The organism is Oceanobacillus sp. B139/18, assembly GCF_055524595.1.
The window spans coordinates 34,267-56,801 of record NZ_JBVFXI010000006.1; the positions used below are offsets into that span (position 1 = coordinate 34,267).

Consider the following 22,535-nt stretch of genomic DNA (forward strand, 5'->3'; position numbering starts at 1 on the left):
TTCCCTCCTAAATGGCGTCTTCTGTTACGACATGTAGTCCATGACTCTCCATCTGTATGAAAAGAGCCTCAAATAAAATATGATAAAAACTATTTTCCTTCTGTAATTTCTTTTGGATTTCAGCAATTGCTTTTCCATGCATATCTAGTATCTCATTGCTTGTTTCTACCGGGACATGGGCACAAAATTCTAATAGGATCGGTAAGTAATCTGGTAATTCCTTATCTGTTACCTCAAACCCATGTGCCTCATAATATTTTTTTAGTTTTAATAATTCCAGTCCTCTTTCCCGCTGTTCCCCTAATTTCAAATACGTTACATAAAGATTGGTTAACCTGCCGAAGTCAAAATGGTTAATATAATGCGCCACCCAGTCATCCAGCGACAAACGGTCAACCTCATGAATAAACTGCTGCAGATTTTCTTTGACACCATCTGTTGATAGTTCTTCTATCTCCTCACTTATTTCCGGCAAAAATTCTTTCATTTGTTGATTTGGATAGGTTAAAAGAAAAGAAATCAGCTGATAGATTGATGGATTCATCGTCTTCACTCCTTATTTGAAACCAGGATTGGCAAAGCCTTGTTTACCAATCCTATATTCTTATTGCAATACACCACAGCTTCCTGGTCCGCCTGCGAAGTCCAAACCGCATGCTCCCTGTTCTTCATAAAGGTCGGCAACTTCTTCTCTATGGCTTCTAGGAATAACAAATCGATCATCATATTTCGCAATCGCTAATAAACGATACATTTCTTTAATTGCTTTTTCTGTTAAGCCAAGTTCGGTAATCAAATCACTGTCAAAGTCCTTTCCAGTTTGCTCAGCCCGCATATAGCTGCGCATTACTGCCATTTTCTTAAGCACCTTACGAATATGACCGGTATCTCCAGCGGTTAACAAATTAGCAAGGTATTCGATGGGAATACGCATGTCATCAATTGCCGGGAAAATGTCCGCTGTATCTGCGGTACTCCCTTTGCCTTCAATCATGTTCATGACCGGGCTAAGCGGCGGTACATACCAAACCATCGGCATGGTTCTATATTCTGGATGCAATGGTAAGGCAATTTTCCAATCAATAATCATTTTGTACAGCGGTGATTTCTGTGCTGCTTCAATCCAATCCATTGGAATACCATCTTTTTTTGCTTGCTCAATTACTTCAGGATCATTTGGATCCTGGAAAATATCCAGTTGTGCATGGTATAAATCCTTTTCGTCTTCCACAAAAGCTGCTTCCAGTACTCGGTCCACGTCATACAGCATGATTCCGATATAACGGATCCGTCCGACACAAGTCTCTGAACAAATCGTCGGCTGGCCATTTTCAATTCTTGGATAACACATCGTGCATTTTTCTGCTTTATTGGTCTGCCAGTTAAAATACACTTTTTTATACGGACAGGAAGTCGTACAGTGTCTCCAAGCACGGCATGCATTTTGATCAACAAGCACGATGCCATCCTCATCTCGTTTGTACATCGCACCTGATGGACAAGAAGATACACATGGTGCATTAATGCAATGTTCGCAAATACGCGGGAGATACATCATAAATACTTCTTCAAATTCCGTTTTAATGGACTCTTCCATCTGCACCACGTTTGGGTCACGGAGTCCGGTAATATGACCTCCAGCCAGGTCATCCTCCCAGTTTGGTCCCCATTCCAAATCCATAAATTCTCCAGTGATTGCTGATTTTGCCCGGGCAACCGGCTGATGATTTTTTTCCGGACTGTTGGTCAACGTTTCATAATCATAGTTCCAAGGTTCATAATAATCATCCAGCTCTGGTTGGTGAGGGTTATAAAACAGGTTCATTAATCGGTTTGTTTTGGAGCCTGATTTTAAACGTAATTCACCCTTATGCAGCTCCCAGCCGCCTTTATATTTCTCCTGATCTTCCCATTGTTTTGGATAACCAATACCTGGTTTGGTCTCTACATTATTGAAGTACATATATTCAGCACCTGGGCGATTCGTCCATGTATTTTTACATGTCACACTGCATGTATGGCATCCAATACATTTATCCAAGTTCATGACCATCCCGACTTGCGCTTTAATCCTCAAGCCAATCCACCTCCTTCATTTTTCGTATAACCACATTTAAGTCACGCTGGTTTCCTGTTGGACCATAATAATTGAATCCGTAGCTTAATTGACCATATCCGCCAATCATATGCGTTGGTTTTACATGGATTCTCGTTGGACTATTGTGCGTACCGCCGCGATTCTTTGTTAAGTTTGTCCCCGGCGTATGGATATGACGATCTTGCGCATGGTGCATAAATGCCATGGTTCTCGGAATCCGGTGAGAAACAACTGCTCTTCCAACGACAACACCATTACGGTTGAAGCATTCGATCCAATCATTGTCCTCCACATCAACCTCTGCTGCATCCTCGTTATTCAGCCAGATCGTCGGCCCTCCACGGAACAGCGTCAGCATCGGCTGAGCATCAAAGTACATACTATGAATAGACCATTTATTATGCGGCGTTAAATAATTTAACGTAATTTCCTTTCCTTCTACTTCCGGCCGTTTTGAGCTGAAAGGTTTTTGATTCAAAATTGGTTTAAATATCGCAAAGGATTCTCCAAATTCCTTCATTGTTTCGTGATCAACAAAGTAAGATTGACGACCGGTAATGGTTCTAAATGGAATCATTCGTTCAATATTCGTCGTAAAAGGAGAATATCTTCTTCCACCCTTTTCCGAGCCGCTGAATGCAGGAGAAGTAATAACCGTCTTCGGCTGAGCATTAATTTGTTCAAACGTAAATAACTCCTCTTCCCGCTCTTCCGCCAAATCCTTTAATTCGAGATTAGTTTTCTCTTCTAATGCTTCCCATGCTTTTACAGCGACCTTTCCATTGGTGGTAGAAGAAAGCATTAAAATGGCTTCACAAGCATCCTTCGCGTCGGTAATATCTGGATGACCATCAGCAATGGATCCATTATCAATTGTTCCAAAGGTATTTTTCGCCAGATTATATTCCTCTTTCATGGACCAGTTAATTCCTTTTTCTCCATAAGGCTTATTAACAATATTTGGTCCGAGCGATGTCATTTTATGATAAAGGTTTTTATAATCCCGTTCGACCACATGGATTTGCGGCATCGTCTTTCCGGGAATTGGATCGCATTCCCCTTTGGACCAATCCTTTATTTCTCCATAAGGCTGAGCCATTTCAGCTTTTGTATCATGATTTAACGGGGTAGCAACCACTTCCTTCATCGTATCCATATCGATTTCTTCCGCTAAATTGGAAACGCCTTTTGCCAATGATTTAAAAATATCCCAGTCTGATTTTGCTTCCCATGGAGAAGAAATAGCCGCATTGAACGGATGCACAAATGGGTGCATATCCGTACTGGATAAATCATATTTTTCATACCAGGTAGATGCCGGTAAAATAACATCGGAATACAAAGCGGTTCCTGCCATACGGAAATCCAAATTGATAAGAAGGTCTACTTTACCTTCTGGAGCTTCTTCGCGCCATTTTATTTCCTCGGGGCGAAGACTGTCTTCATCCGTATTGAGTACACCATGGGAAGCACCCAGTAAATGCTTCAAGAAATATTCATGGCCTTTTCCAGAACTGGAAATCAAGTTCGCTCTCCAGACAAATAAGTTTCTCGGAAAGTTTACGGGATTATCCGGGTCTTCAATCGCAAATTCCAAGTTTTTATCCTTTAATTGCTTAGCGACATAATTTCCAATTTGTTCCGATGTTTCATTTCCTGCTGCGTATGCTTCGTTGTATAAATCAATCCCATTTTTATTAAAGGTTGGGTACGACGGCAGCCAGCCTAAACGTGCTGCCAATACATTATAATCTGCCAGATGATCATATCTTGACTTATCAACCGTTGGACTTGCCAGCTCGTTAATCGATGTTTCTTCATAACGCCATTGGTCCGTTGCAAAATAGAAGAAAGAAGTACCATTTTGCAATCTTGCTGGTCCGCCCCAGTCTTTTGCTGATTGGACCGTTGTCCAGCCTTCTACAGGACGTAATTTTTCCTGGCCGACATAATGTGCCCAGCCGCCGCCATTGACTCCTTGTGCTCCAACCATCAGAACAAGGTTGACAACAGCTCTGTAAATCGTATCGGAATGGTACCAATGGTTGATTCCGGCTCCCATGATAATCATGGAACGTCCATTTGTATCAATGGCATTTTGAGCAAATTCACGAGCAATTTTAATTACTAAATTGCGGTCCACTCCGGTAATCTGTTCCTGCCATGCAGGTGAAAACGGCGCAATCTCATCGTAGGACGCAGCCGCCTCCCCTCCCAATCCGCGGTCGATTCCGTAGTTGGCAAGCATTAAATCATACACCGTTGCGATATATTCTGTCTCACCGTCTATCTCGATTTGCTTTACAGGTACGGTACGAGGAAGTACTTTCTTTGTCTCTGCATCAAAGTACGGCATATCTACAGAAACAACTTCATCTTCCCTGCCAAGAAAACTTAAAACCGGCTCAATTTTTTCGTTGGTTCTTTCATCAAATAGTTTTAAATTCCAGTTGCCTTTTTCGTCCCAACGAGATCCCATCGTGCCATGCGGGATGGAAAAATCCCCGGTAAGATCGTTGTACAACGCTGGTTTCCATTCATTGTTCTCTGATTCTATTCCAAGGTCTTTTGCATGTAAAAAGCGATCTGCTGTAAACCTTCCATTTTCCTTTTTCAAACGTACGGAAAATGGAAAATCCGTATATTGCTTCGCGTAGTCTTCAAAATAAGGCGTTTTATTTTTATCATAAAATTCATTTAAAATAACATGCCCCATTGCCATCGCAACTGCGCCATCCGTGCCTTGTTTTACCGACAGCCAGTCATCCGAGAATTTGGTGGATTCTGCATAATCCGGACTTACCGAGATGACCTTGGTACCTTTATACCTTGCTTCCACTAAAAAGTGTGCATCAGGTGTACGAGTTAACGGAACATTCGAACCCCAGGTAATAATATAGCTTGAATTAAACCAGTCAGAGCTTTCCGGCACATCTGTCTGATCTCCCCAAATCTGCGGGGATGCCGGCGGTAAGTCTGCATACCAATCATAGAAACTCAGCATTTGACCGCCGAGAAGGTGCATGAAGCGGCTGCCTGATGCATAACTGATCATGGACATGGCAGGAATCGGAGAAAATCCAACATTTCGATCCGGACCATATTTGATGGCAGTATATAAGCAGGAAGCTGCAACCAGTTTGTTTACCTCTCCCCAATCAGCACGGGCGAGGCCGCCTTTTCCTCTTGCTTGTTTATAGGATGCTGCCTTTTCCTTATCCTCTACAATGCTTTTCCAAGCTTCTAATGGATTTTCATGGGTTTGCAATGCTTCTCTCCATAGCGTAAGTAATTTTTTTCTTACATAAGGATATTTCACACGTAAAGGGCTATAAATGTACCACGAAAAACTGGCTCCTCTAGGGCAGCCGCGAGGTTCAAATTCTGGCATATCCGGGCCAGTTGTCGGATAATCCAACGCTTGCCCTTCCCATGTCACGATGCCGTCTTTTACATAGATGTTCCAGCTGCATGATCCCGTGCAGTTAACCCCATGGGTAGAACGAATAACGGTGTCATGCTGCCATCTTCTTCTATAAACATTTTCCCAATCACGGTTTCCTTCTTGCAGTTGACTATGGTTATTGGAATATTTCTCTTTCGGCTTTAAGTAATTCAATCTTTGCCAAAGCGGAGATGGTTTCTTCGCCATCTAAATCCCTCCTAATAGAATTGCTAATCAATCTATGACCTATTAAATCATTTCTTATTTCGGCTCGTTGTGAAAAACATCACACGTAGGACAGAAATTAAAATGGATTCAAACGGATAGCATATTGCTTGTTGTTGAGTGTTTGAAAAAGACTGCTATTACTGCCAAAAAGAAGTTCCAGCAAAAAAATCTTCTTTCTGTCTTCAAAAAAATGACACAAATCATGTGATTTATTTCACTACGTATTTGTGAAAGAAAGATTAAAATTTTCAACGTAATCAAATGAATAGAAATAGAAGCATCGAAAAAAACAAATGAAAGAATTACCTCATCATGGAAGGAGAATAAAAATGAAAAAACCCGGATTACAATTAATCTTACAGACTTCAAATCTATTTATCGGATTTATGGTGTGGGTACTGATTTCATCGCTCATGCCATACATTACAATGGATATTTCATTAACATCCGGTCAAGCATCTATTATTACGGCCATCCCTGTTATTTTAGGATCTTTACTGCGTATTCCAATTGGTTTTTATGCCGATCGCTTTGGGGCACGAATTATTTTTCTCATTAGCTTTTTGATTTTACTATTCCCTGTTTTCTTCTTAAGCATTGCCGACTCTTTCACAGATTTAGTCATTGGCGGCTTACTATTGGGGATAGGCGGAGCGGTTTTCTCCATCGGAGTGACATCCCTTCCAAAATATTACCCAAAGGAAAAACACGGTTTTATCAATGGCGTATATGGGATTGGTAACGTTGGTACAGCAATTACATCCTTTGGCGCACCTGTACTCGCTGGGGCAATTGGATGGCAAGGTACCATCCGAAGCTTCCTGATTATCTTACTTGTTTTTGCCGCACTTGTTTTTATCTTTGGGGATCGTTCAGAAGAAAAAGTGAAGAAATCAATGGCGGAACAAATCAAAGGTGTGTATAAAAACACAACCCTATGGTTCCTAAGCCTATTTTATTTCATCACATTTGGTGCTTTTGTTGCTTTTACCATGTTCCTGCCAAGCTTTTTAGTAGATAACTTCAGTTTAGAACCGGTAGATGCCGGCATTCGAACTGCTATCTTTATTGTGATTGCTACAGCATTAAGACCAATTGGAGGTTTATTGGCTGATAAATTCAATGCATTTATCATCTTAATGTTTGTATTCATTGGGGTAGCTTTCTCAGGCATCTTATTATCCTTTTCACCAGGTATCGAGTGGTATACCGTTGGTGCATTGGCCGTTGCGGTAACCGTAGGGATTGGAAATGGGACAGTCTTTAAATTAGTTCCCTTATATTTTTCAAAACAAGCTGGTATCGTCAATGGGATCGTTTCTGCGATGGGCGGATTAGGCGGATTCTTTCCACCATTACTATTAACAGGTGTAGCTAACCTCACTGGACATCATGCGATTGCATTTATGTTAATGTCTGAGTTTGCTATCGTCAGCTTTATCATCGTTATATTTATGTATTATCAAGACCGGGTAAGTATCGAAGGAAAAATCATTGAAGGCGTTGCAGAGGGCATGATGATAACGAATAAAAATAAAGTCATTCAGCATGTCAATCCTGCTTTCACAAGAATTACTGGCTACCACCAAGAAGAAGTCGTTGGCAAAACTCCTAAGGTGATTAGTTCTGGGAAGCATGATAAAGCATTTTATAAAGACATGTGGGAATCCATTAATAACAAAGGCTTCTGGCAAGGAGAAATCCAAAATCAGCGAAAAAATGGAGAAGTGTATAAAGAGCTGCTTACCATCAGTCCAGTTAAAAATAATGTTGGTGAAATAATACAGTATGTCGGCGTGTTTAATGATATTTCTAATATGAAGCAATCTTCTATAAGCTGAAAAAATCCCTTGGTTTCCGGTCCATTCATGACAACCAAGGGATTTTTTCCTCTATTCTCATTCCACTTTTTCCAATACCCTCTTTCCAACAAGAACCGAATGTACACAATCTCCATTCTTTGCAAAATAAATCCGCTCTCCCGTTTCCGCGATAAAATCATTTTCAGATATCGGGGAAAAGCATGTTATTTGTTCATTCCGATTCAAATAAAGCAAATCATCCTGTATCGATATGGAAGCTTTATTCCCTTCTCCTGATTGATACATGCCGGAAAACAGGTTTAAATTCAATGTTTTTCCAGATAACACATCATCTTTCTTGAAAGGATTCTCCGCTGATATCCCTAAAAGAATATGTAGTGCAGAAACCAATATCTTTTCAGCCGGGACATCGGCCATATTGATTAAAATGGAAGCAGATATTCCTTTTTCCTTAATGATTTGAAAATTAGAGGAAACTCCCTTTATACTGCCGCCATGACCAAACCGGATGTATTCCCCAATCGGATTTATTTCTATCCCGAAGCCGTAATCACCGCCATTAGGTAACGAAAAAGCGGAGGAAGTCATTTTTTCAAGTTTATCTTCTGAAATAAGACTTTGCCCCTGTATCCTGCCATTTAACCGAAGCAGCTCTGCATACTTCATTACATCGTCAGCCGAAGCCTTCCAGGACCCGTTCGTGTAAATAGCTCCTACATCCCACCAGGCTGGCGAATGAAAAATACCTGACTGCTTTTCTTGATAGGCATATAATTCCGTTACATTTTCTTTGTTAATAATGGATTCAGTCAGAAAAAAGGAGTTCTTTAGCCGCAGCGGGGAAAATAATTTTCTCTCCACATAATCGATAAACGTCATTCCGCTCGCCAATTCAATAATTTTTTGCAGCATCCCATATCCTTCATTAGAGTAATTGAACACCGTTCCTGGAGGACCTGACAATGCAAAGTCCATCCTGCTTATTTGTTCAATCAATTCATTCGCAGTTTGAATGGCAGAGTTATCCTCCCCCTGCCATTTTCCAAATAAAAAATCGCCATCCGGATCCTTCCTAATGCTTTTCATGCGGGCGTGATGAATAGAGGGCAATCCCGGTAAACCGCTGGTATGGGACATAAGATGCCTAATCTCCAGCTGTTTCAAGTAATCCTCTCTTGGCAATTTCAAATTGGGAAGCCATTCGGTTACTCTATCACTGCTATGCAGCCGGCCTTCTTCCTCCAGCTTCATAACCATCAGACATGTCAGGGATTTGGTGATGGAAGCCAGGCCGAATATTGTATCCTTTGTAATAGGAAGCCTTTCTTTCATGTTTCTGTATCCATAATATTTTTCATAAATGCTGTTGCCGTGTTGGTAAATAGTTAGTGCCATGCCGGGGATTTTTAGCTCTTCACAGGTTTGATTGATTTCATTATTCAATTTTTCTTGTGTAGATTTGGATAACATGATTTGAACCTCCCTCTATATAAAACACCCCAAACGTCAGTTGCTTGCTCTCACATTTGGGGTGTTGTATCTAAACTGAATCCTTTTGTCATTAATACAGGTATTTCTAAATGCTAAAAACTTATTCAAACAGGACACTGACAGAAGCATTGTTTATGAACTCTCAGCACGGCATCAGCTAATAACGGCGCAATGGTCAAGGATGTGATTTTATTAATTTGTTTCTCCTCTGGCAGATAAATCGAATTGGTAATCACTAATTCCTTGATAATGGAGGATTTAATCCGCTCCACTGCCGGCCCGGATAAAACAGGATGTGTACAGCAAGCATATATTTCTTCCGCTCCTCTATCAACCAGCGCATCAGCAGCCGATATAAGCGTTCCGGCAGTATCAATCAAATCATCGATAAGGATGACCTTTTTCCCTGCCACATCGCCAATCACATTCATTACCTGTGATACATTCGGTTTGGGACGCCGTTTATCTATGAGCGCAATAGGCGCGTCTAATATCGTTGCCATCTTCCTGGCGCGACCTACGCCCCCATTATCCGGCGCAACAACAATAACCTCTTCCGTCGGTAATTTCTTTTTAAAATACTCCGCTAATACAGGTACTCCCATAAGCTGGTCTACCGGCAAATCGAAAAAACCTTGAATTTGCCGCGCGTGCAGATCTAATGTGATTATTCTGGAGGCCCCTGCTGTTTCGATTAAATCAGCAATCAATTTGGCAGTAATCGGCTCTCTGGCCCGTGCCTTCCGATCCTGTCGTGCATAACCGTAATACGGAATGATCACATTGATGGATTCAGCTGAAGCTCTTTTCATCGCATCAATCATAATCAATAGTTCCATGATATGCTCATTTGCCGGTTCAGAAGTAGATTGAATCAGATATACTTCACATCCTCTGACACTTTCTTCAATATTGATTTGGATTTCACCATCACTAAAGTGTTTCACAGAGCTTTTCCCAAGAGGAACATTTAAAATATCAGCGATCTCTTTTGCTAAGGTATAATGGGAGTTCAATGAAAATAACCTTAATTTGGGACTACATTTCATTTTTTCAGCCTCCTGAATAATCCATCTCCGTCCACTGGGATAATTGCTTCTTTTCAACCAGCTTACGTGTACGATTATAATAAGTTATATTTATATTAAATCCTTTTGCTCGCTCTATCAAGGATTTCTGACACGATTCTTCTTGATTATCTTTAAATTTTGATTTATTTATAGGTTTGGATAGTGAAAAAGTTTAGCAGGAGAGAATAACAATACTCCATTTCAAAACCTTTCAAACAAAAAAACTATATATTGAATAAACCAGATAATTTTCCGATTATATTCAATATATAGGAATAGAGAGCATAGACCCTGTCATTTCCGTTCATTATTTACCCCGTCACAGGATAACGAACTTCTCTTGTTCTTTTTGACTGATACCATTGATAGCACAAAATAATAATAATTACGATATCAACAGCGTCCCCGCCATAATACATTAACATGCCCCCGGCTTCAGCCTCCGCTCTGGAAACTCCTTCAGGAGGATAAGCATAAATGACTTTGGAAAGAATCTTATGTCCTGCTAAAGCAAGTATCAATACCAAGGAACGATGGATATAACTGTATCGATATGGAATCGGGTCAATATATAACAGCGTAGCCGCAAAAAAGTATCCAGCTAGAAAAACATGCAGGTGGACAAGCACATGGACCCACATGAGTGTCTCCATCATGCTGTACAAACCCGTCGTATAAAGCAGCCAAAGTCCGCCTATATTTAATACTGCAGGAACAATTGGATTGGAAAGAAAATGAAAAAACGGACTTCTTAGAACAGCTGTTACTTTTTTAGCATAACGTGTCGGCAGTGTTCGCAGAAGCAGTGTCATTGGTGCAGCCAGTACCATGAATAACGGGCCGAGCATGCCTAAAAGCAAGTGGCCAAACATATGCATGGTAAAATTCTGATGCGCGATAGAAGCTAACGGATTTACAACGGTGATAATGCACAAAACACTTCCTGCTGTCCATAAAACTGTGCGGTATATAGGCCATGCCTTATTCTGTCTTTTTGAAAAAATAACTGCAGTAATGTAAAGCAATAGGCCAATGATAAAAGGGAGGCTTAAAAATATTTGTGTAACAGCATCAATCGAGTGAGCAGTATGCGCCATATTTTCATGCTGATGCCCCATCATCCCGGCTCACCCTTGTGCAGCTTTAGCTGTTTTTGCGTTTGGTAAACGACAATTCCTCCGGCGATTACCATTATTCCAGCAAGAATATTCCATGTTAAATCATAGGGAAGCAGGTTAACGCCATAACGAATCTGGTGCAGCTGCATCAGTTTATGCTGAACGATACCATCATACAAATTAAACACACCAGCCCCCAGCGTCATACCGCCTAGCCACCGCTTTTTCCACCAAGCTCCCCGCCGCCTTAAATCAGCCAGCATAAAAAGCGCGCCGACAGTTGCAAACCAGCTAAATGCGTGAAACAGCCCATCGGAAATAAGACCAATTTCTGTAGTCGAACGATCATAAAAATGATGCCAGTGAAGCAATTGGTGAAAAATAGCTTCGTCAATAAAAGCAACCATCCCAAGCCCAAATAAAAAACCAGATAAAACGTTTCTGCCTGAATAGCTGAACTGTTCTTGCGTCAGTTCTTTTTTCATTATAGAAACCTCCTCTATTGGATAAAAAGCTGAAACAATGTGAATCCACAGATTTATGACAACATTTTCAAATAAATTTTCACTCTTCCTATAAAATTCCTTATTAAAAAAGAAATATAACGTACAGGCTTTCCTGAAGCCCTTCTTTCTTTTAAATAGTCATTCCCATTTCTTTTTTTTGATAAACAGATTTTTATAATTGGATGGGGGGGTAATTCTTTATTTGATGTACGTTTATAATGTTTTGTTTTTCTGTAGAGACAGCTGGGATCTCAAGAAAAGAAAGCCTAGACGGATTTAACAACCATTTTGATAATACTATTCATCAGATTTACCGATTTTTATATCCCCCTTTTATTCCAATGTGTGTTTATAAAATTTTTTCTAAGCTCTTTTCATCTGTGTCATCTTGTTGTTTTATCGTAAAATTGGTATGCTAATATATACTAGCTTGACGCGGGGTCACGGATAATTAAGAAAGTAGCGTAATATTCATGAATACCTGATTTAGTAATACATGTGAATAACTACAAATATTGATGGTGATATGATGGAAAACGTGATAAATAAATTAAAGAAGAACATTGTAAATCTCACGAATTCGGAAAGAAAAGTTGCTGACTACATAATTAAAAATTCATCAGAAGTTTCTTTTGATACAATCAATCAATTAGCAAAAAAGGTCGGAACGAGTACAACTACAATAATGAGATTCACGAGTAAATTGGGATATGTGGGATATTCAGAATTTCAACATGATTTGCAAGATAATTTAAGAGATAAGGCATCTCCTCACGCCCGATTAGAATCTAATCTAAAAAATGTAGAAGAAGGAGAACTCTGGGCACAAACAATTGATTATTATATTAATCAGTTAAGAACGCTTAGCAGCCACGTTGATAAGGCCTTATTGGATGATATTGTTCAATTGATAACGCAAGCCAGACATGTCTATTGTACCTGCGTGCGCAGCGGGCTTCCTGTCGGCCAGTTTTTAACTCAGAACGTAAATCGAATTAAAGGAAATTGCAGGCTTATGGTAGCGGATACGTCAGATTGGGTAGATGAAGTAGTTTCTATGGACGAAGATGATTTACTTATTGCCATAAGTTTTCCGAGATACGCAAAACGGATTAATGATTTTATAAAAACGGCTAAAGCAAGAGGTGTTAAAATAGTTACAATTACAGATAATTATTCTTCTCCAATTGTTGACTATGCTGATGTGGTCATAACATGTGATGCAAATAGTTTAGCATTTCATAATTCACCGATTGCAGCAGCTGTAGCTGTAGACTACATCATAAACGCATTAGCTATTCAAGCATCTAATAGAGATTCAGATCGCTTAGATAAAGTCGATGAAATTCTTAAAAGTATCCATTACCATGCTAAGGATTAACAATTCATAACCTAAAGCTTTTCACACTATTTTTTATATGGTGTGAAAAGCTTTTTTTATTTTTAATTTATTGAAAAGGTTTACACAAATAATCAGACATGCTATATTGTAATAAATATTACTATTTTAATTTAAAATGTAATAAATTTTACTAAGGGGTTTTGATTATGTCTAAACAGTATAATGAGAAAGAAACGATACTCACTAAATTGAGAGAATTAAGTTCTACATTACTTGCTGACAGTATGAATTATGAGAATGTAATGGATTATCATATCAAGCCTGTAAATTATAAAGAACCGCTGGTTGGTCAAGTAAGAACCGTGTCCGTTTATCCAGGAGATAATTTATATTTACACTATGCGATTTATGAGTCTAATCCCGGCGATATACTGGTCGTGGATTGTAAGGGTTCTACTTATGCAGCATGCCTAGGTAATTTAATGGCTGCAGCAGCTGAAAAAATGGGAATAAAAGGAATAATTGTTGATGGACTAGTTAGAGATAAACAAGATTTATCGGATATGGATATACAAATATATTCTAAAGGATTTGTGCCGACTGGTCCGCGTAAAAATGGACCTGGAACCTTCGATGACACAATCAGCTGCGGGGGCATCCAAGTTCACTCAGGTGATTTTGTAATAGGTGATGAAGATGGCGTTGTCATTATTCCTCACGAAAAAATAGAAGAATCTATAATATCAGCTGAAAAAAAGCTGGCGTATGAAAACAAACGATTACAAAAGATTATGGAATTTAATTTAAACGAACAACATAATGATACTTCTGCGCTAGAGCCCGCTTGGTTAAGAGACGCAATAAAAAATAATAGTCAATAGAGATGGAGTGTTGGATTTGAATATAGGATTTATTGGATACGGTGAAGTCGGTCGTGAAATCACGAAAAGTATCAGTGAATATAACGTGGATACTATTTATGCTTTTGACCCTTTATTTCATGGATCAGAATCAAAGGATATTTCAGAAGTTACAACGTTAAGCTTTATTAATACGCCTAAAGAGTTAGTCAGAAAATCTATTGATATTTTATTTGTGGCAGTTCCAGCTAACAATGCAGTAGAAGTCTGGAATTCTATAATAGATTCTTTAGACACATCCACTTTATATGTTGATTTGACAACAGCGAGTGCCGAAGAAAAAAAGACGATAGCTGAAAAGCTGGATAAAAAAGGATTAAATTTAATTGATGCAGCTATTATGGGCGCTTTAAAGGTATACGGACATAAAGTACCTATGTTAGTTAGCGGAACTAATGGGAACGAATTTGTTAATTGGGGGCAAAAATTCGATATGAATTTAACCTGCATTAGCGAAAAAGTCGGAGATGCAACAAACTTTAAATTTATCCGCAGTATTTTTACCAAAGGCCTTTCCACATTATTGTATGAAGTAATGGAGACAGCTGAAAAACTGGAACTGGAAGACGAAATACTTGATTCAATTACTTCAACAATGGACAGAGATCCGTTTGAAGAAATTGTAGAGAGATATATAAAAAGCAATGTACCGCATTCTAAACGAAGAGAAAAAGAAATGGAGAATGTAATAGAATTTATGAAAAGGAATGGCGTAGAGCCTTATATGACAAATGGTACGAAATCTAAACTTGAATATATTACACGAGCAAAATTAGATGAAAAATTAAAGTCTGAAGAAAAATTGGATTGGAAGAAAGTTATCCATGCATTAAATAGTTAACCTTAATCGAAGGAGGTTTAAAATGGGGATATTAGCATTAGTGATATTTGTTGTAATACTTATATTATGGAGTGTTAAATTAAAGAGAAATTTAGGGGAAGCTGCTTTAATAGGGTTTTTGGCAATACTACTATTAGGCGGTAAGGACGCTGTTAACTTATTTGTACAGGGAATTACGTTTGCTTCGACTTTTTCAGTATTATATGCTGCCATTGCATTTGTATTTATGGCCTATGTAATAGATAAATTAGGAATTGTAGATAAATTACTTGGGATATTAAATTCACTTGTAGGGAGACTGCCGGGGGCACCTGCCTTTATGGATGCTATCGGTTCCTCCGCTCTAGGAACCCTGTCTGGTGGAGATTCAGGGAATACCGCTGCAACTGGGTCAATTACAGGACCATGGATGATTAAAAATAAATGGAACAAAGAAATAGCAGCAACCGTCATGGTTGGTAACGGAGGAATGGCTTCTGTCCTGCCTCCTACTACATCGATGTTTATTGTTTTAGGATTTGCCCCAGTTGCAGCAGCTGTTTCTGTTGGTGAATATTATATTGCTCTCTTTATAGCTGGGGCTTATCAGTTTATTCATAGGGCAGTTATGATAACATTCTTTGTTAAAAAACAAAATATAAAAGCTTTCCCTTCTGAATCGCTTGAACCATTGAGTGTTTCGTTAAAAAAGGGATGGTCATCCATATTTATCTATTTAGGTGCAATTATTCCATTAATGCTTACTATTGGGCCTTTATCAGATAGCTTGATTAATAACCCTTCTATAGGAGAAGAAGCAATCGATAGTATTGATATTGTTGTTTGGATACCAACCCTGATGATTGCTATCGCTTTTTTATTAGGAAGGAAAGCGTTACCAAATTCCAGCCAAGAGTTCATGGAATTTATACAAAAATCCATACCTCGATTTACAGTAATTGGTGCACTTATTTTCTTTGCTGTAGCAGCAAGCGAGGTTTTAACGAAACTCGGACTCTCTGATAATATCGCACAATTTATTGATGCCCTAAATTCTCCAGCATGGTTAACATTATTACTATTGGGCATAGGAATTACGATTATAGCAGGACCTTTAACATCAACGGGTACTTTAACAGCTGTAGGTTTAGTTTCATATGAGATATTAGTTGCAAGCGGATTCTCACCTTTAATTGCTGCTGTTGCAGTGATTACGTTTGCTTCAACATCAGCACAAATGCCGCCAGCTTCGGGATCAATTTATATTGCATCTGGCATAGTAGGTGCGAAGCCTGAAAAAACATTTGGTATGTTAATTCTTTATTATGCCGTTCCTGTTGTAATAATAGGATGGTTAATAGGAGTGGGAATTTTACCAATTTGGGGAGGATAAAAATTGCAAAAATTTCTAGAAAAAGCTTTTATAGTAAGTCTAATACTATCCATTTTGACTGCATTGATTATGGTTTTAACACAATTGTTTGGATTAATAATTGGTAATGGAGAATTAATGATAAATGTCAGCGATTTATTACTAAGAACCGCAATTATATTAGCTGCAGTATTTTCAGGTATTGCATTTATATTGGGTTACTTTCCAAAATATAAAGGGAAATCGGATTAATCTCGACAAAGATGATGAGAAATCATTTGTGTAAATGAATTGGAATCCCAAAAATGAGGCAGGCTATCCTTAAAATCGGAGAATTTAATGAGGAAAGGAAAACCTGCCCTGTTTTAAAGAAAATATGATGAGTAAGCACCTTAGCTATATTCTGTATTAATCTTTTCTTTCATTACCACATCATCGTTCTCCTCCGCACTTCCTCTAAAACCTTTCTTGGTGCTTCCCTAACCTCAACATCATCCCCCAAAAAAAGCAGCCAATTCACCATCTCACTAACCTCCTCCTCATTCCTCACATCAACAAACGTGTTTAAACGCGCCCGAGTCTGGTAAGGATTAGTATAAGAAATAGAAACAGTCAGCGGATGATACTTTTTAAATTGAGCAATCGCCTTTGGCCCCAGTTCAAGCACGAGATTAATCCCTTCTTTCTGGCTGCGCTGTTTTTCCAAAATCTTTTTCCTGCTCATCCTATGCTTAACAGGATAGGTGCGAATATCCGTAAGCTGATCCACAGGAATAATCTGTGTCTTTTCCTCCTCGAAATGAAAGCCTTCCATCAACCAGTAGCTTTTCTCCCGGTAAAGATGCAGAAGATAAATCGGATAGGATTTACACTCCTCCCCTTCCTGTACAGTAATCCACAAATAGCTATCCATAAGGATGTGTTGGATAAGCTGCTCCAACATTGGATGAGGCAGATCAGACAAATCAAGAAGATCAGGATTATTCGGATTGGTCCCTTCAAATAGGAGTATTTGATTTAAAAGCACCAGATCGTCCTGTTGATTTTCAGAGATAAGGCCAAGTAGTTTTTCAGCCAGGGACTGGCGGCTTTTCAAATAGGGAAGCTGCTGATTTCTGGTAGCCATAAACGCAAGAAAAAGCGCTTTTATCTCATTATCCGTAAAACGGACCGTTGGCAAGACAGAGTTATTCATAACAAAATAACCTCCGTCCCTTCCAACTTCAGCAACAAGCGGCATTCCCATCGCTTCAATTTCTTTGATATCTCGAATAGCAGTCGAACGAGAAATAGTAAATTCATGCATGATTTCTGATATAGTAAAACGTGAACGATTATTGATATAGCGCATGATAGTATTAATTCGCTCTACTTTTCTCATGATATCCTCCTAAACAGTATCATTTTTTGACATGATTTAAGGTTAGTATAAACTTATCAAATGAAAAGACAACACATTTGATACAATTTCTAAAAAAGGATGGTTTTAACTATGGCAAATTATACGTTAGAAGAAAAAGACAGCTTTGTTGTGTTAGGCTTTGGAACAGATCTAAAGAGTGATTATACAGATTACATGGGCATCAATCAGGAAAAAGCGGATTTCTGGAATAAAGTAAATGAGGATGGAACGCTTGATAAGTTAAAAACCGTTGCTGAAAATGAGTATGTTTTTATTGTCAATGAAGCAGTGAATAACAAGATGATGCATTATGTCGGTGTGCTGACAAAAGAGACTTTACCTGATGCGACAAGGGTGATTCAATTTCCTCAAGGGGAATATGTTGTTGTAAAAGGAGAAGCGGAAACAGCTGAAGTCCTGCATGAGACACTTACTGGTATGGCTTTTGGCGAGGCTCTGCCGGCAGCACAGGATGTTGCGTATGTCGGCGGACCAAATACCTCTGTTGAGATGGGGCAGCGTGACGGTAAGGTATTTGGTGAAATGTGGATTCCTGTAGTGCGGAAGTAATAGCGTTCTGACAGCTTAGATTCCAAACAACCTGCCTGTGTATACAGACGGGTTGTTTGATTAATTATTACTTACCTATACAAAAGCATTCTTCTTACATTTTCTCTCTACAATCTTTTTTCTTTAATCTTATCAATGTTAATTTATAATGAGATACATTAATACATCCCATTACTTCAAATTTTCAACAAACTCTTTATAATTTCTGGCTTTTATCAATCTCTTAACCAACGTACTATTATCAATTATCTCTCCAAGCATTTCATACATTCCCTGCAGGTCTTCCTGAGAATATTTTTTGACACATAAAAGGCAAATAAATTGTACTGGTTTATCTTTCCATTTAATCGGTTTTTCTAACGTACATATAGTTAAAAAAGTTTTCTCCGTTTTCGGAGTTATTGGATGTGGTATAGCTACTAAATTGCCGTATGAGGTAGGGGCAACCTCTTCTCTTTCATAAACTGCTTCTATAAATGTATCGTCTACGAGGCCCTTCTTAATCAATTCATTGTTAAGAAAGCTTAAAACTTCATCCATTGTTTGATACTCTTTTCGAAAAAACATTAAATTTTCATTAAAATAGGTATTTATAGATTGGCTTTTCTCCTCTACAAATTGTCCAATTTTAATTAAATCATTTTCCCCTAGAATAGCATTTACCTGAATTACCGGCACCGAAATTTCACCAGAAATCGGAATAGAACTAACAATAAAATCAATATTATTTAAATTATAATTACGTAATTTATAATACTCCGTCGTGCCAACAACATCCAGTTCTTTACCAAATTGATTTTTCAATTTATAATAAATTAATTGAGCTGTACCAAAGCCCGAAGCACAAACAATTAAACAACGCTTTGGTCCAGACATCAGCTTTCTTCTTTCTATCGCCGCCCCTATATGAAGTGCAATATAGCCGACTTCATTCTCATCTATTTCTGCTCCCATTTCTTCGCTAATTGTCAGCCCGGCTGAAATAGCTGCTTCAAATGCCAGCGGATAATTCTTTTTTATCTCTTCCAACATCGGATTGCGGATATTCATACCGTACTTATATCGATTTACTGCTGGTTTTAGATGAAGGCTTAACCCAAAAATCAATTCTTTATCGTCTTTTATTCCCAAATTAAATTCTTGATCTATTTTATCCAGCGCTCTAGAAACATAACAGAGAATATTCTCATCAATCACTTCTTCTACCGCGTTATTTGCTTGAGAAAGCATTTTTGTCCCGAGCAAATGAAGTGTAATATAAGCTACCTCAGCTTGAGGAAATGTAATCTCTAACTTTTCCTCTATTTCCTTAACAATCTCCTGAGCTACTTTATATTCCTTCTGTTTCAAAATATCCTGTACGTCCATATTATATAGTTTTACATAATGTCCACTTTTAGTTCGTTTATAGGCAATAACAATATGCACTAGCAAATTATTCAATGCAATGTCTGAAAGAGTGATTTGATGAAAATTAATTTGATTCATAATTATTTGCAAAAATACATTTAACAACTTTTGATCAAAGCTTGTTAAATGTAAATCTCCCAATTGTTCACCCATTTCTTCCTTTCGGTCAAATATATATTCAGACATACAAAAACGAATCTTCATTTCATCCCCTTTCACCTTCAAACCATAATTCGGACGTACATCTAAGTCAATTTCATATGCAGACAGTATTACTCTCACATGCTTTAAATCATTTTGAATGGTAGACCTGCTAATATACATTTCTTCTGCTAGATCGTCTAACTTAATATAATCTTGATTAAGTAAGAGACGAATGATAATATATTTTATTCGTTCCTCAGGTGTCCGCGGAACATACTCGCCAACGGTTTGATCATGACTTGATATTTCTTTTAAAAAGTTACGAAAGTATTGTTCATCGATAACCTTCAGCTGATAACCCTTCCCTTTTAACGATTCAATCGTTCCACCATGCTCTTTTAACAAGCTAGAGAGGGCTTTCATATCTTCCCTTGTTGTTCTGACTGTGACATGATTTACGGCAGCAAGATACCTCCCTGCTACAGGAGCTTCTGCTGCCATTAATTCTCGTAATATCATTTTCATCCTATTTTCTAACATCTTTTTACTTCACCTTACTTTCGGGTGTGTAAATATATTTATTTCTTCTATATAAATTATTTTAACAATAAAGGTCCTGACTCAAACATAGAACCAGAACCTTTACCTATATTTTTTTTTAGAACCACATAGCAAACTTTAAAGTTTTCACAATCTCAATTATAAATGCCAAACAATTATCTGAGAAAAAGCGTTCCTGATTCCGTATTTAAATCCACAGAAAACATTTCAAAGTGGACACTTACAAACAATCTAAAGAAAGCGGACCGCTGCGTCGTTTTTTAATAGAGTTCTCTTACTAAAAACCATTATTTTCGGAAACCTCTTTAATCCAATGTGCACTTTTCTTCGGTGTACGTTTTTTAGTTTCTAAATCAACGGAGAAGAAACCATAACGGTTTTTATAACCATTCATCCACGACCAGTTATCCATAAAGGTCCATAAATGATATCCCTTAGCATTACATCCCTCTTGAATTGATTCATGCAGCCATTTTAAGTGTCCCTGAATAAATTCAATACGATAATCATCCTGAATTTCTCCATTTTCCAAGAATCGTGCTTCATCTTGAACTCCCATTCCATTTTCAGAGACAAAGGATTCAATGTTTCCATAGTTCTCCTTTAAGTTAATCATAATATCATAAATTCCTTTTTCGTAGATTTCCCATCCACGGTATGGGTTCATTTTTCTACCCGGCATTTCATAGTTATCGAAGAACCAGTCTGGCATAAAAGGACTATATGGATTTGGTAAATGCTCTTTCGCTTTCACACGGCGTGGTTGATAATAGTTAACACCTAGAATATCAACAGTGTTAGCTTTGACAAGTTCCTTATCACCATTTTCAGTGATGGGTAATTGACCATACTCCTTTAATATTTCAATTAATTCCTCAGGATATTCTCCCAACACAGCCGGATCTAAAAAACTACGGTTAAAAAATAAGTCTGCAATACGTGATGCTTTTATGTCAGCAGGATGTTGACTTCGCGGGTAAGATGGAGTCAGATTTAAAATGATACCTATTTTTCCATCTCTCATTCCTGAAGCACGGAAAGCCTCAACTGCTTGAGCATGAGCAATCATCGTATGATAAGCAACCTGTACTGCACGCCTTCCATCTACTATATTAGGATAATGGAAATCATAAAGATAACCGCCTTCTACTGGTACAATAGGTTCATTGAATGTAAACCATTTAGAAACACGATCACCGAACAACCGGAATGCTTCACGGGCATACATTGTATATGCATCAACAACTGATCTGCTTTCCCACCCTCCTTCTTCTTGTAACTCATATGGCATATCAAAGTGGTATAAATTCACAAAAGGTTCAATACCATTAGCAATTAATTCATCAATGACATTATTATAAAATTTCACAGCTTCGTGGTTTACTTCCCCACGTCCACCTGGGATTAGACGAGACCAAGAAATAGACAGACGAAATGTATTATGCCCAATTTCCTTCATTAATTGGATATCTTCTTTATAATGGTGGTAAAAGTCTGAGGTGGTCTCTGGTCCTACCCCTTCATAAAAACGATTGGGTTCTGTTTCATACCAATAATCCCAGATGTTTTTTCCTTTTCCATCTTTATTTGCAGCACCTTCCGTCTGTGTTGCTGATGCTGCACTTCCCCACCAAAATCCTTCCGGGAACTTGTATTGTACAGTCATGATATACCTCCTAATTATTATGATGATATAATTCAATGATCTCTGTTGCTAAATCACGAACAGTCATAGCATTCATTAAATGATCTTGTGAATGGATTAAAATAATATTGATTTCAGTACTTTTTCCATTAGCTTCTCCTTGAAGCAGGTTTGTTTGAAATTCATGTGCTTTATTTAGTTCCTCACCCGCTTCAATTAATTTACTTTCTGCTTCTTCAAAGTTTCCTTCTTTCGCTTCTTGAATGGCTTCCATTGCACTAGAGCGACCATTTCCTGCATATAAAATAATTTGAAATGCAATTTCTGTAATATTTTTCATGCACTTTCCCCTCTTTTCAATAGCTGACATCCTATATTTTATAAATAGGATTGATCCCGTTTTTACCGCTAGGACCATTTTCTTGTTAGATTAATAATTTATATTCATTTTATATATAGCGACGTACATATCCAGCATTTAGTAAATTTCACCCTCTTTCACTATGATAAAGAAGATTGCTCAATTGACAATCAGCTGGATGTTCAGTCGCAATTATATTCTTATAGCGA

The 22,535-nt window shown here is 38.1% G+C and carries 17 protein-coding genes and 1 pseudogene; 7 read left to right on the forward strand and 11 right to left on the reverse strand.

From position 1 onward, the window contains the following. Positions 1 to 7: 7 nt before the first annotated feature. Genes narJ through ACZSMY_RS16825 form a run of 3 tightly spaced genes read right to left on the reverse strand, consistent with a single transcriptional unit; the run spans position 8 to position 5,750 of the window. On the reverse strand, positions 8 to 544 hold the full coding sequence (gene narJ / locus ACZSMY_RS16815) for a nitrate reductase molybdenum cofactor assembly chaperone (RefSeq protein WP_042529800.1): 537 nt from the start codon (positions 542 to 544) through the stop codon (positions 8 to 10). Positions 545 to 604: 60 nt separating this feature from the next. Next, positions 605 to 2,077, reverse strand: a complete 1,473-nt coding sequence (narH, locus tag ACZSMY_RS16820) for a nitrate reductase subunit beta (RefSeq protein WP_465148010.1) — start codon at positions 2,075 to 2,077, stop codon at positions 605 to 607. Continuing rightward, positions 2,067 to 5,750: a nitrate reductase subunit alpha gene (locus ACZSMY_RS16825; protein ID WP_465148011.1), complete on the reverse strand. Its 3,684-nt coding sequence runs from the start codon at positions 5,748 to 5,750 to the stop codon at positions 2,067 to 2,069. Before ACZSMY_RS16825 ends, narH begins: the two co-directional genes overlap by 11 nt. Before the next feature lie 350 nt (positions 5,751 to 6,100). On the opposite strand from ACZSMY_RS16825, the gene ACZSMY_RS16830 reads away from it, so the two are divergent. Next, positions 6,101 to 7,612, forward strand: a complete 1,512-nt coding sequence (locus tag ACZSMY_RS16830; protein WP_042529794.1) for a nitrate/nitrite transporter — start codon at positions 6,101 to 6,103, stop codon at positions 7,610 to 7,612. 57 nt (positions 7,613 to 7,669) lie between these two features. On the opposite strand, the gene ACZSMY_RS16835 is transcribed toward ACZSMY_RS16830, so the two are convergent. The 4 genes and pseudogenes from ACZSMY_RS16835 to ACZSMY_RS16850 all read right to left on the reverse strand — a co-directional run bounded on the left by ACZSMY_RS16835 (position 7,670) and on the right by ACZSMY_RS16850 (position 11,758). Beyond that, a complete protein-coding gene (locus ACZSMY_RS16835; protein WP_465148012.1) occupies positions 7,670 to 9,064 on the reverse strand; it encodes a serine hydrolase domain-containing protein in 1,395 nt (464 codons plus the stop codon). A 121-nt stretch (positions 9,065 to 9,185) separates the two neighbouring features. Next, positions 9,186 to 10,134: pseudogene (locus tag ACZSMY_RS16840) on the reverse strand (ribose-phosphate diphosphokinase). Between the two features lie 332 nt (positions 10,135 to 10,466). Then, positions 10,467 to 11,276: a cytochrome c oxidase assembly protein gene (locus ACZSMY_RS16845; protein WP_226895061.1), complete on the reverse strand. Its 810-nt coding sequence runs from the start codon at positions 11,274 to 11,276 to the stop codon at positions 10,467 to 10,469. Next, positions 11,273 to 11,758 carry a DUF2243 domain-containing protein gene (locus ACZSMY_RS16850; protein ID WP_193064643.1) on the reverse strand — a complete coding sequence of 162 codons (486 nt, stop codon included), beginning with the start codon at positions 11,756 to 11,758 and terminating at the stop codon, positions 11,273 to 11,275. Before ACZSMY_RS16850 ends, ACZSMY_RS16845 begins: the two co-directional genes overlap by 4 nt. A 550-nt stretch (positions 11,759 to 12,308) precedes the next feature. On the opposite strand from ACZSMY_RS16850, the gene ACZSMY_RS16855 reads away from it, so the two are divergent. The 5 genes from ACZSMY_RS16855 (at position 12,309) to ACZSMY_RS16875 (ending at position 16,485) form a co-directional block, all read left to right on the forward strand. Next, entirely contained in the window at positions 12,309 to 13,160 is an 852-nt protein-coding gene (locus ACZSMY_RS16855) for a MurR/RpiR family transcriptional regulator (RefSeq protein WP_256705074.1), read from the forward strand. Between the two features lie 167 nt (positions 13,161 to 13,327). Beyond that, entirely contained in the window at positions 13,328 to 14,002 is a 675-nt protein-coding gene (locus ACZSMY_RS16860; protein WP_193064641.1) for an RraA family protein, read from the forward strand. Positions 14,003 to 14,018: 16 nt separating this feature from the next. Next, complete coding sequence (locus tag ACZSMY_RS16865; protein ID WP_193064640.1) at positions 14,019 to 14,882, forward strand: DUF1932 domain-containing protein; 864 nt, start codon at positions 14,019 to 14,021, stop codon at positions 14,880 to 14,882. Positions 14,883 to 14,904: 22 nt separating this feature from the next. After that, complete coding sequence (locus ACZSMY_RS16870; protein ID WP_465148013.1) at positions 14,905 to 16,254, forward strand: TRAP transporter large permease subunit; 1,350 nt, start codon at positions 14,905 to 14,907, stop codon at positions 16,252 to 16,254. Positions 16,255 to 16,257: 3 nt separating this feature from the next. Then, positions 16,258 to 16,485, forward strand: a complete 228-nt coding sequence (locus tag ACZSMY_RS16875; protein WP_193064638.1) for a hypothetical protein — start codon at positions 16,258 to 16,260, stop codon at positions 16,483 to 16,485. A 172-nt stretch (positions 16,486 to 16,657) separates the two neighbouring features. Here ACZSMY_RS16875 and ACZSMY_RS16880 read toward each other — a convergent pair whose 3' ends face one another. After that, complete coding sequence (locus tag ACZSMY_RS16880; RefSeq protein ID WP_465148014.1) at positions 16,658 to 17,614, reverse strand: helix-turn-helix transcriptional regulator; 957 nt, start codon at positions 17,612 to 17,614, stop codon at positions 16,658 to 16,660. A 111-nt stretch (positions 17,615 to 17,725) separates the two neighbouring features. Here ACZSMY_RS16880 and ACZSMY_RS16885 point away from each other — a divergent pair, with 111 nt between their 5' ends. Continuing rightward, positions 17,726 to 18,205, forward strand: coding sequence for a GyrI-like domain-containing protein (locus tag ACZSMY_RS16885; RefSeq protein ID WP_193064636.1), 480 nt, complete (start codon positions 17,726 to 17,728; stop codon positions 18,203 to 18,205). A 171-nt stretch (positions 18,206 to 18,376) separates the two neighbouring features. Here the strand turns inward: ACZSMY_RS16885 and ACZSMY_RS16890 are convergent, their stop codons facing one another. From ACZSMY_RS16890 to ACZSMY_RS16900, 3 genes are all read right to left on the reverse strand, one after another. Beyond that, entirely contained in the window at positions 18,377 to 20,299 is a 1,923-nt protein-coding gene (locus ACZSMY_RS16890) for a BglG family transcription antiterminator (protein ID WP_193064635.1), read from the reverse strand. Between the two features lie 298 nt (positions 20,300 to 20,597). Next, positions 20,598 to 21,986 carry a glycoside hydrolase family 1 protein gene (locus ACZSMY_RS16895; RefSeq protein ID WP_465148015.1) on the reverse strand — a complete coding sequence of 463 codons (1,389 nt, stop codon included), beginning with the start codon at positions 21,984 to 21,986 and terminating at the stop codon, positions 20,598 to 20,600. Positions 21,987 to 21,996: 10 nt separating this feature from the next. Beyond that, entirely contained in the window at positions 21,997 to 22,305 is a 309-nt protein-coding gene (locus ACZSMY_RS16900) for a PTS sugar transporter subunit IIA (protein ID WP_193064633.1), read from the reverse strand. Positions 22,306 to 22,535: the final 230 nt, after the last annotated feature.

Bases quoted from the DNA above. Each gene is read 5' to 3' on its own strand.
- narJ (WP_042529800.1), bottom strand. From the start codon at position 544: ATGAATCCATCAATCTATCAGCTGATTTCTTTTCTTTTAACCTATCCA.
- ACZSMY_RS16825 (WP_465148011.1), bottom strand. From the start codon at position 5,750: ATGGCGAAGAAACCATCTCCGCTTTGGCAAAGATTGAATTACTTAAAG.
- ACZSMY_RS16830 (WP_042529794.1), top strand. From the start codon at position 6,101: ATGAAAAAACCCGGATTACAATTAATCTTACAGACTTCAAATCTATTT.
- ACZSMY_RS16835 (WP_465148012.1), bottom strand. From the start codon at position 9,064: ATGTTATCCAAATCTACACAAGAAAAATTGAATAATGAAATCAATCAA.
- ACZSMY_RS16845 (WP_226895061.1), bottom strand. From the start codon at position 11,276: ATGATGGGGCATCAGCATGAAAATATGGCGCATACTGCTCACTCGATT.
- ACZSMY_RS16850 (WP_193064643.1), bottom strand. From the start codon at position 11,758: ATGAAAAAAGAACTGACGCAAGAACAGTTCAGCTATTCAGGCAGAAAC.
- ACZSMY_RS16855 (WP_256705074.1), top strand. From the start codon at position 12,309: ATGGAAAACGTGATAAATAAATTAAAGAAGAACATTGTAAATCTCACG.
- ACZSMY_RS16860 (WP_193064641.1), top strand. From the start codon at position 13,328: ATGTCTAAACAGTATAATGAGAAAGAAACGATACTCACTAAATTGAGA.
- ACZSMY_RS16870 (WP_465148013.1), top strand. From the start codon at position 14,905: ATGGGGATATTAGCATTAGTGATATTTGTTGTAATACTTATATTATGG.
- ACZSMY_RS16880 (WP_465148014.1), bottom strand. From the start codon at position 17,614: ATGAGAAAAGTAGAGCGAATTAATACTATCATGCGCTATATCAATAAT.
- ACZSMY_RS16885 (WP_193064636.1), top strand. From the start codon at position 17,726: ATGGCAAATTATACGTTAGAAGAAAAAGACAGCTTTGTTGTGTTAGGC.
- ACZSMY_RS16890 (WP_193064635.1), bottom strand. From the start codon at position 20,299: ATGTTAGAAAATAGGATGAAAATGATATTACGAGAATTAATGGCAGCA.
- ACZSMY_RS16895 (WP_465148015.1), bottom strand. From the start codon at position 21,986: ATGACTGTACAATACAAGTTCCCGGAAGGATTTTGGTGGGGAAGTGCA.
- ACZSMY_RS16900 (WP_193064633.1), bottom strand. From the start codon at position 22,305: ATGAAAAATATTACAGAAATTGCATTTCAAATTATTTTATATGCAGGA.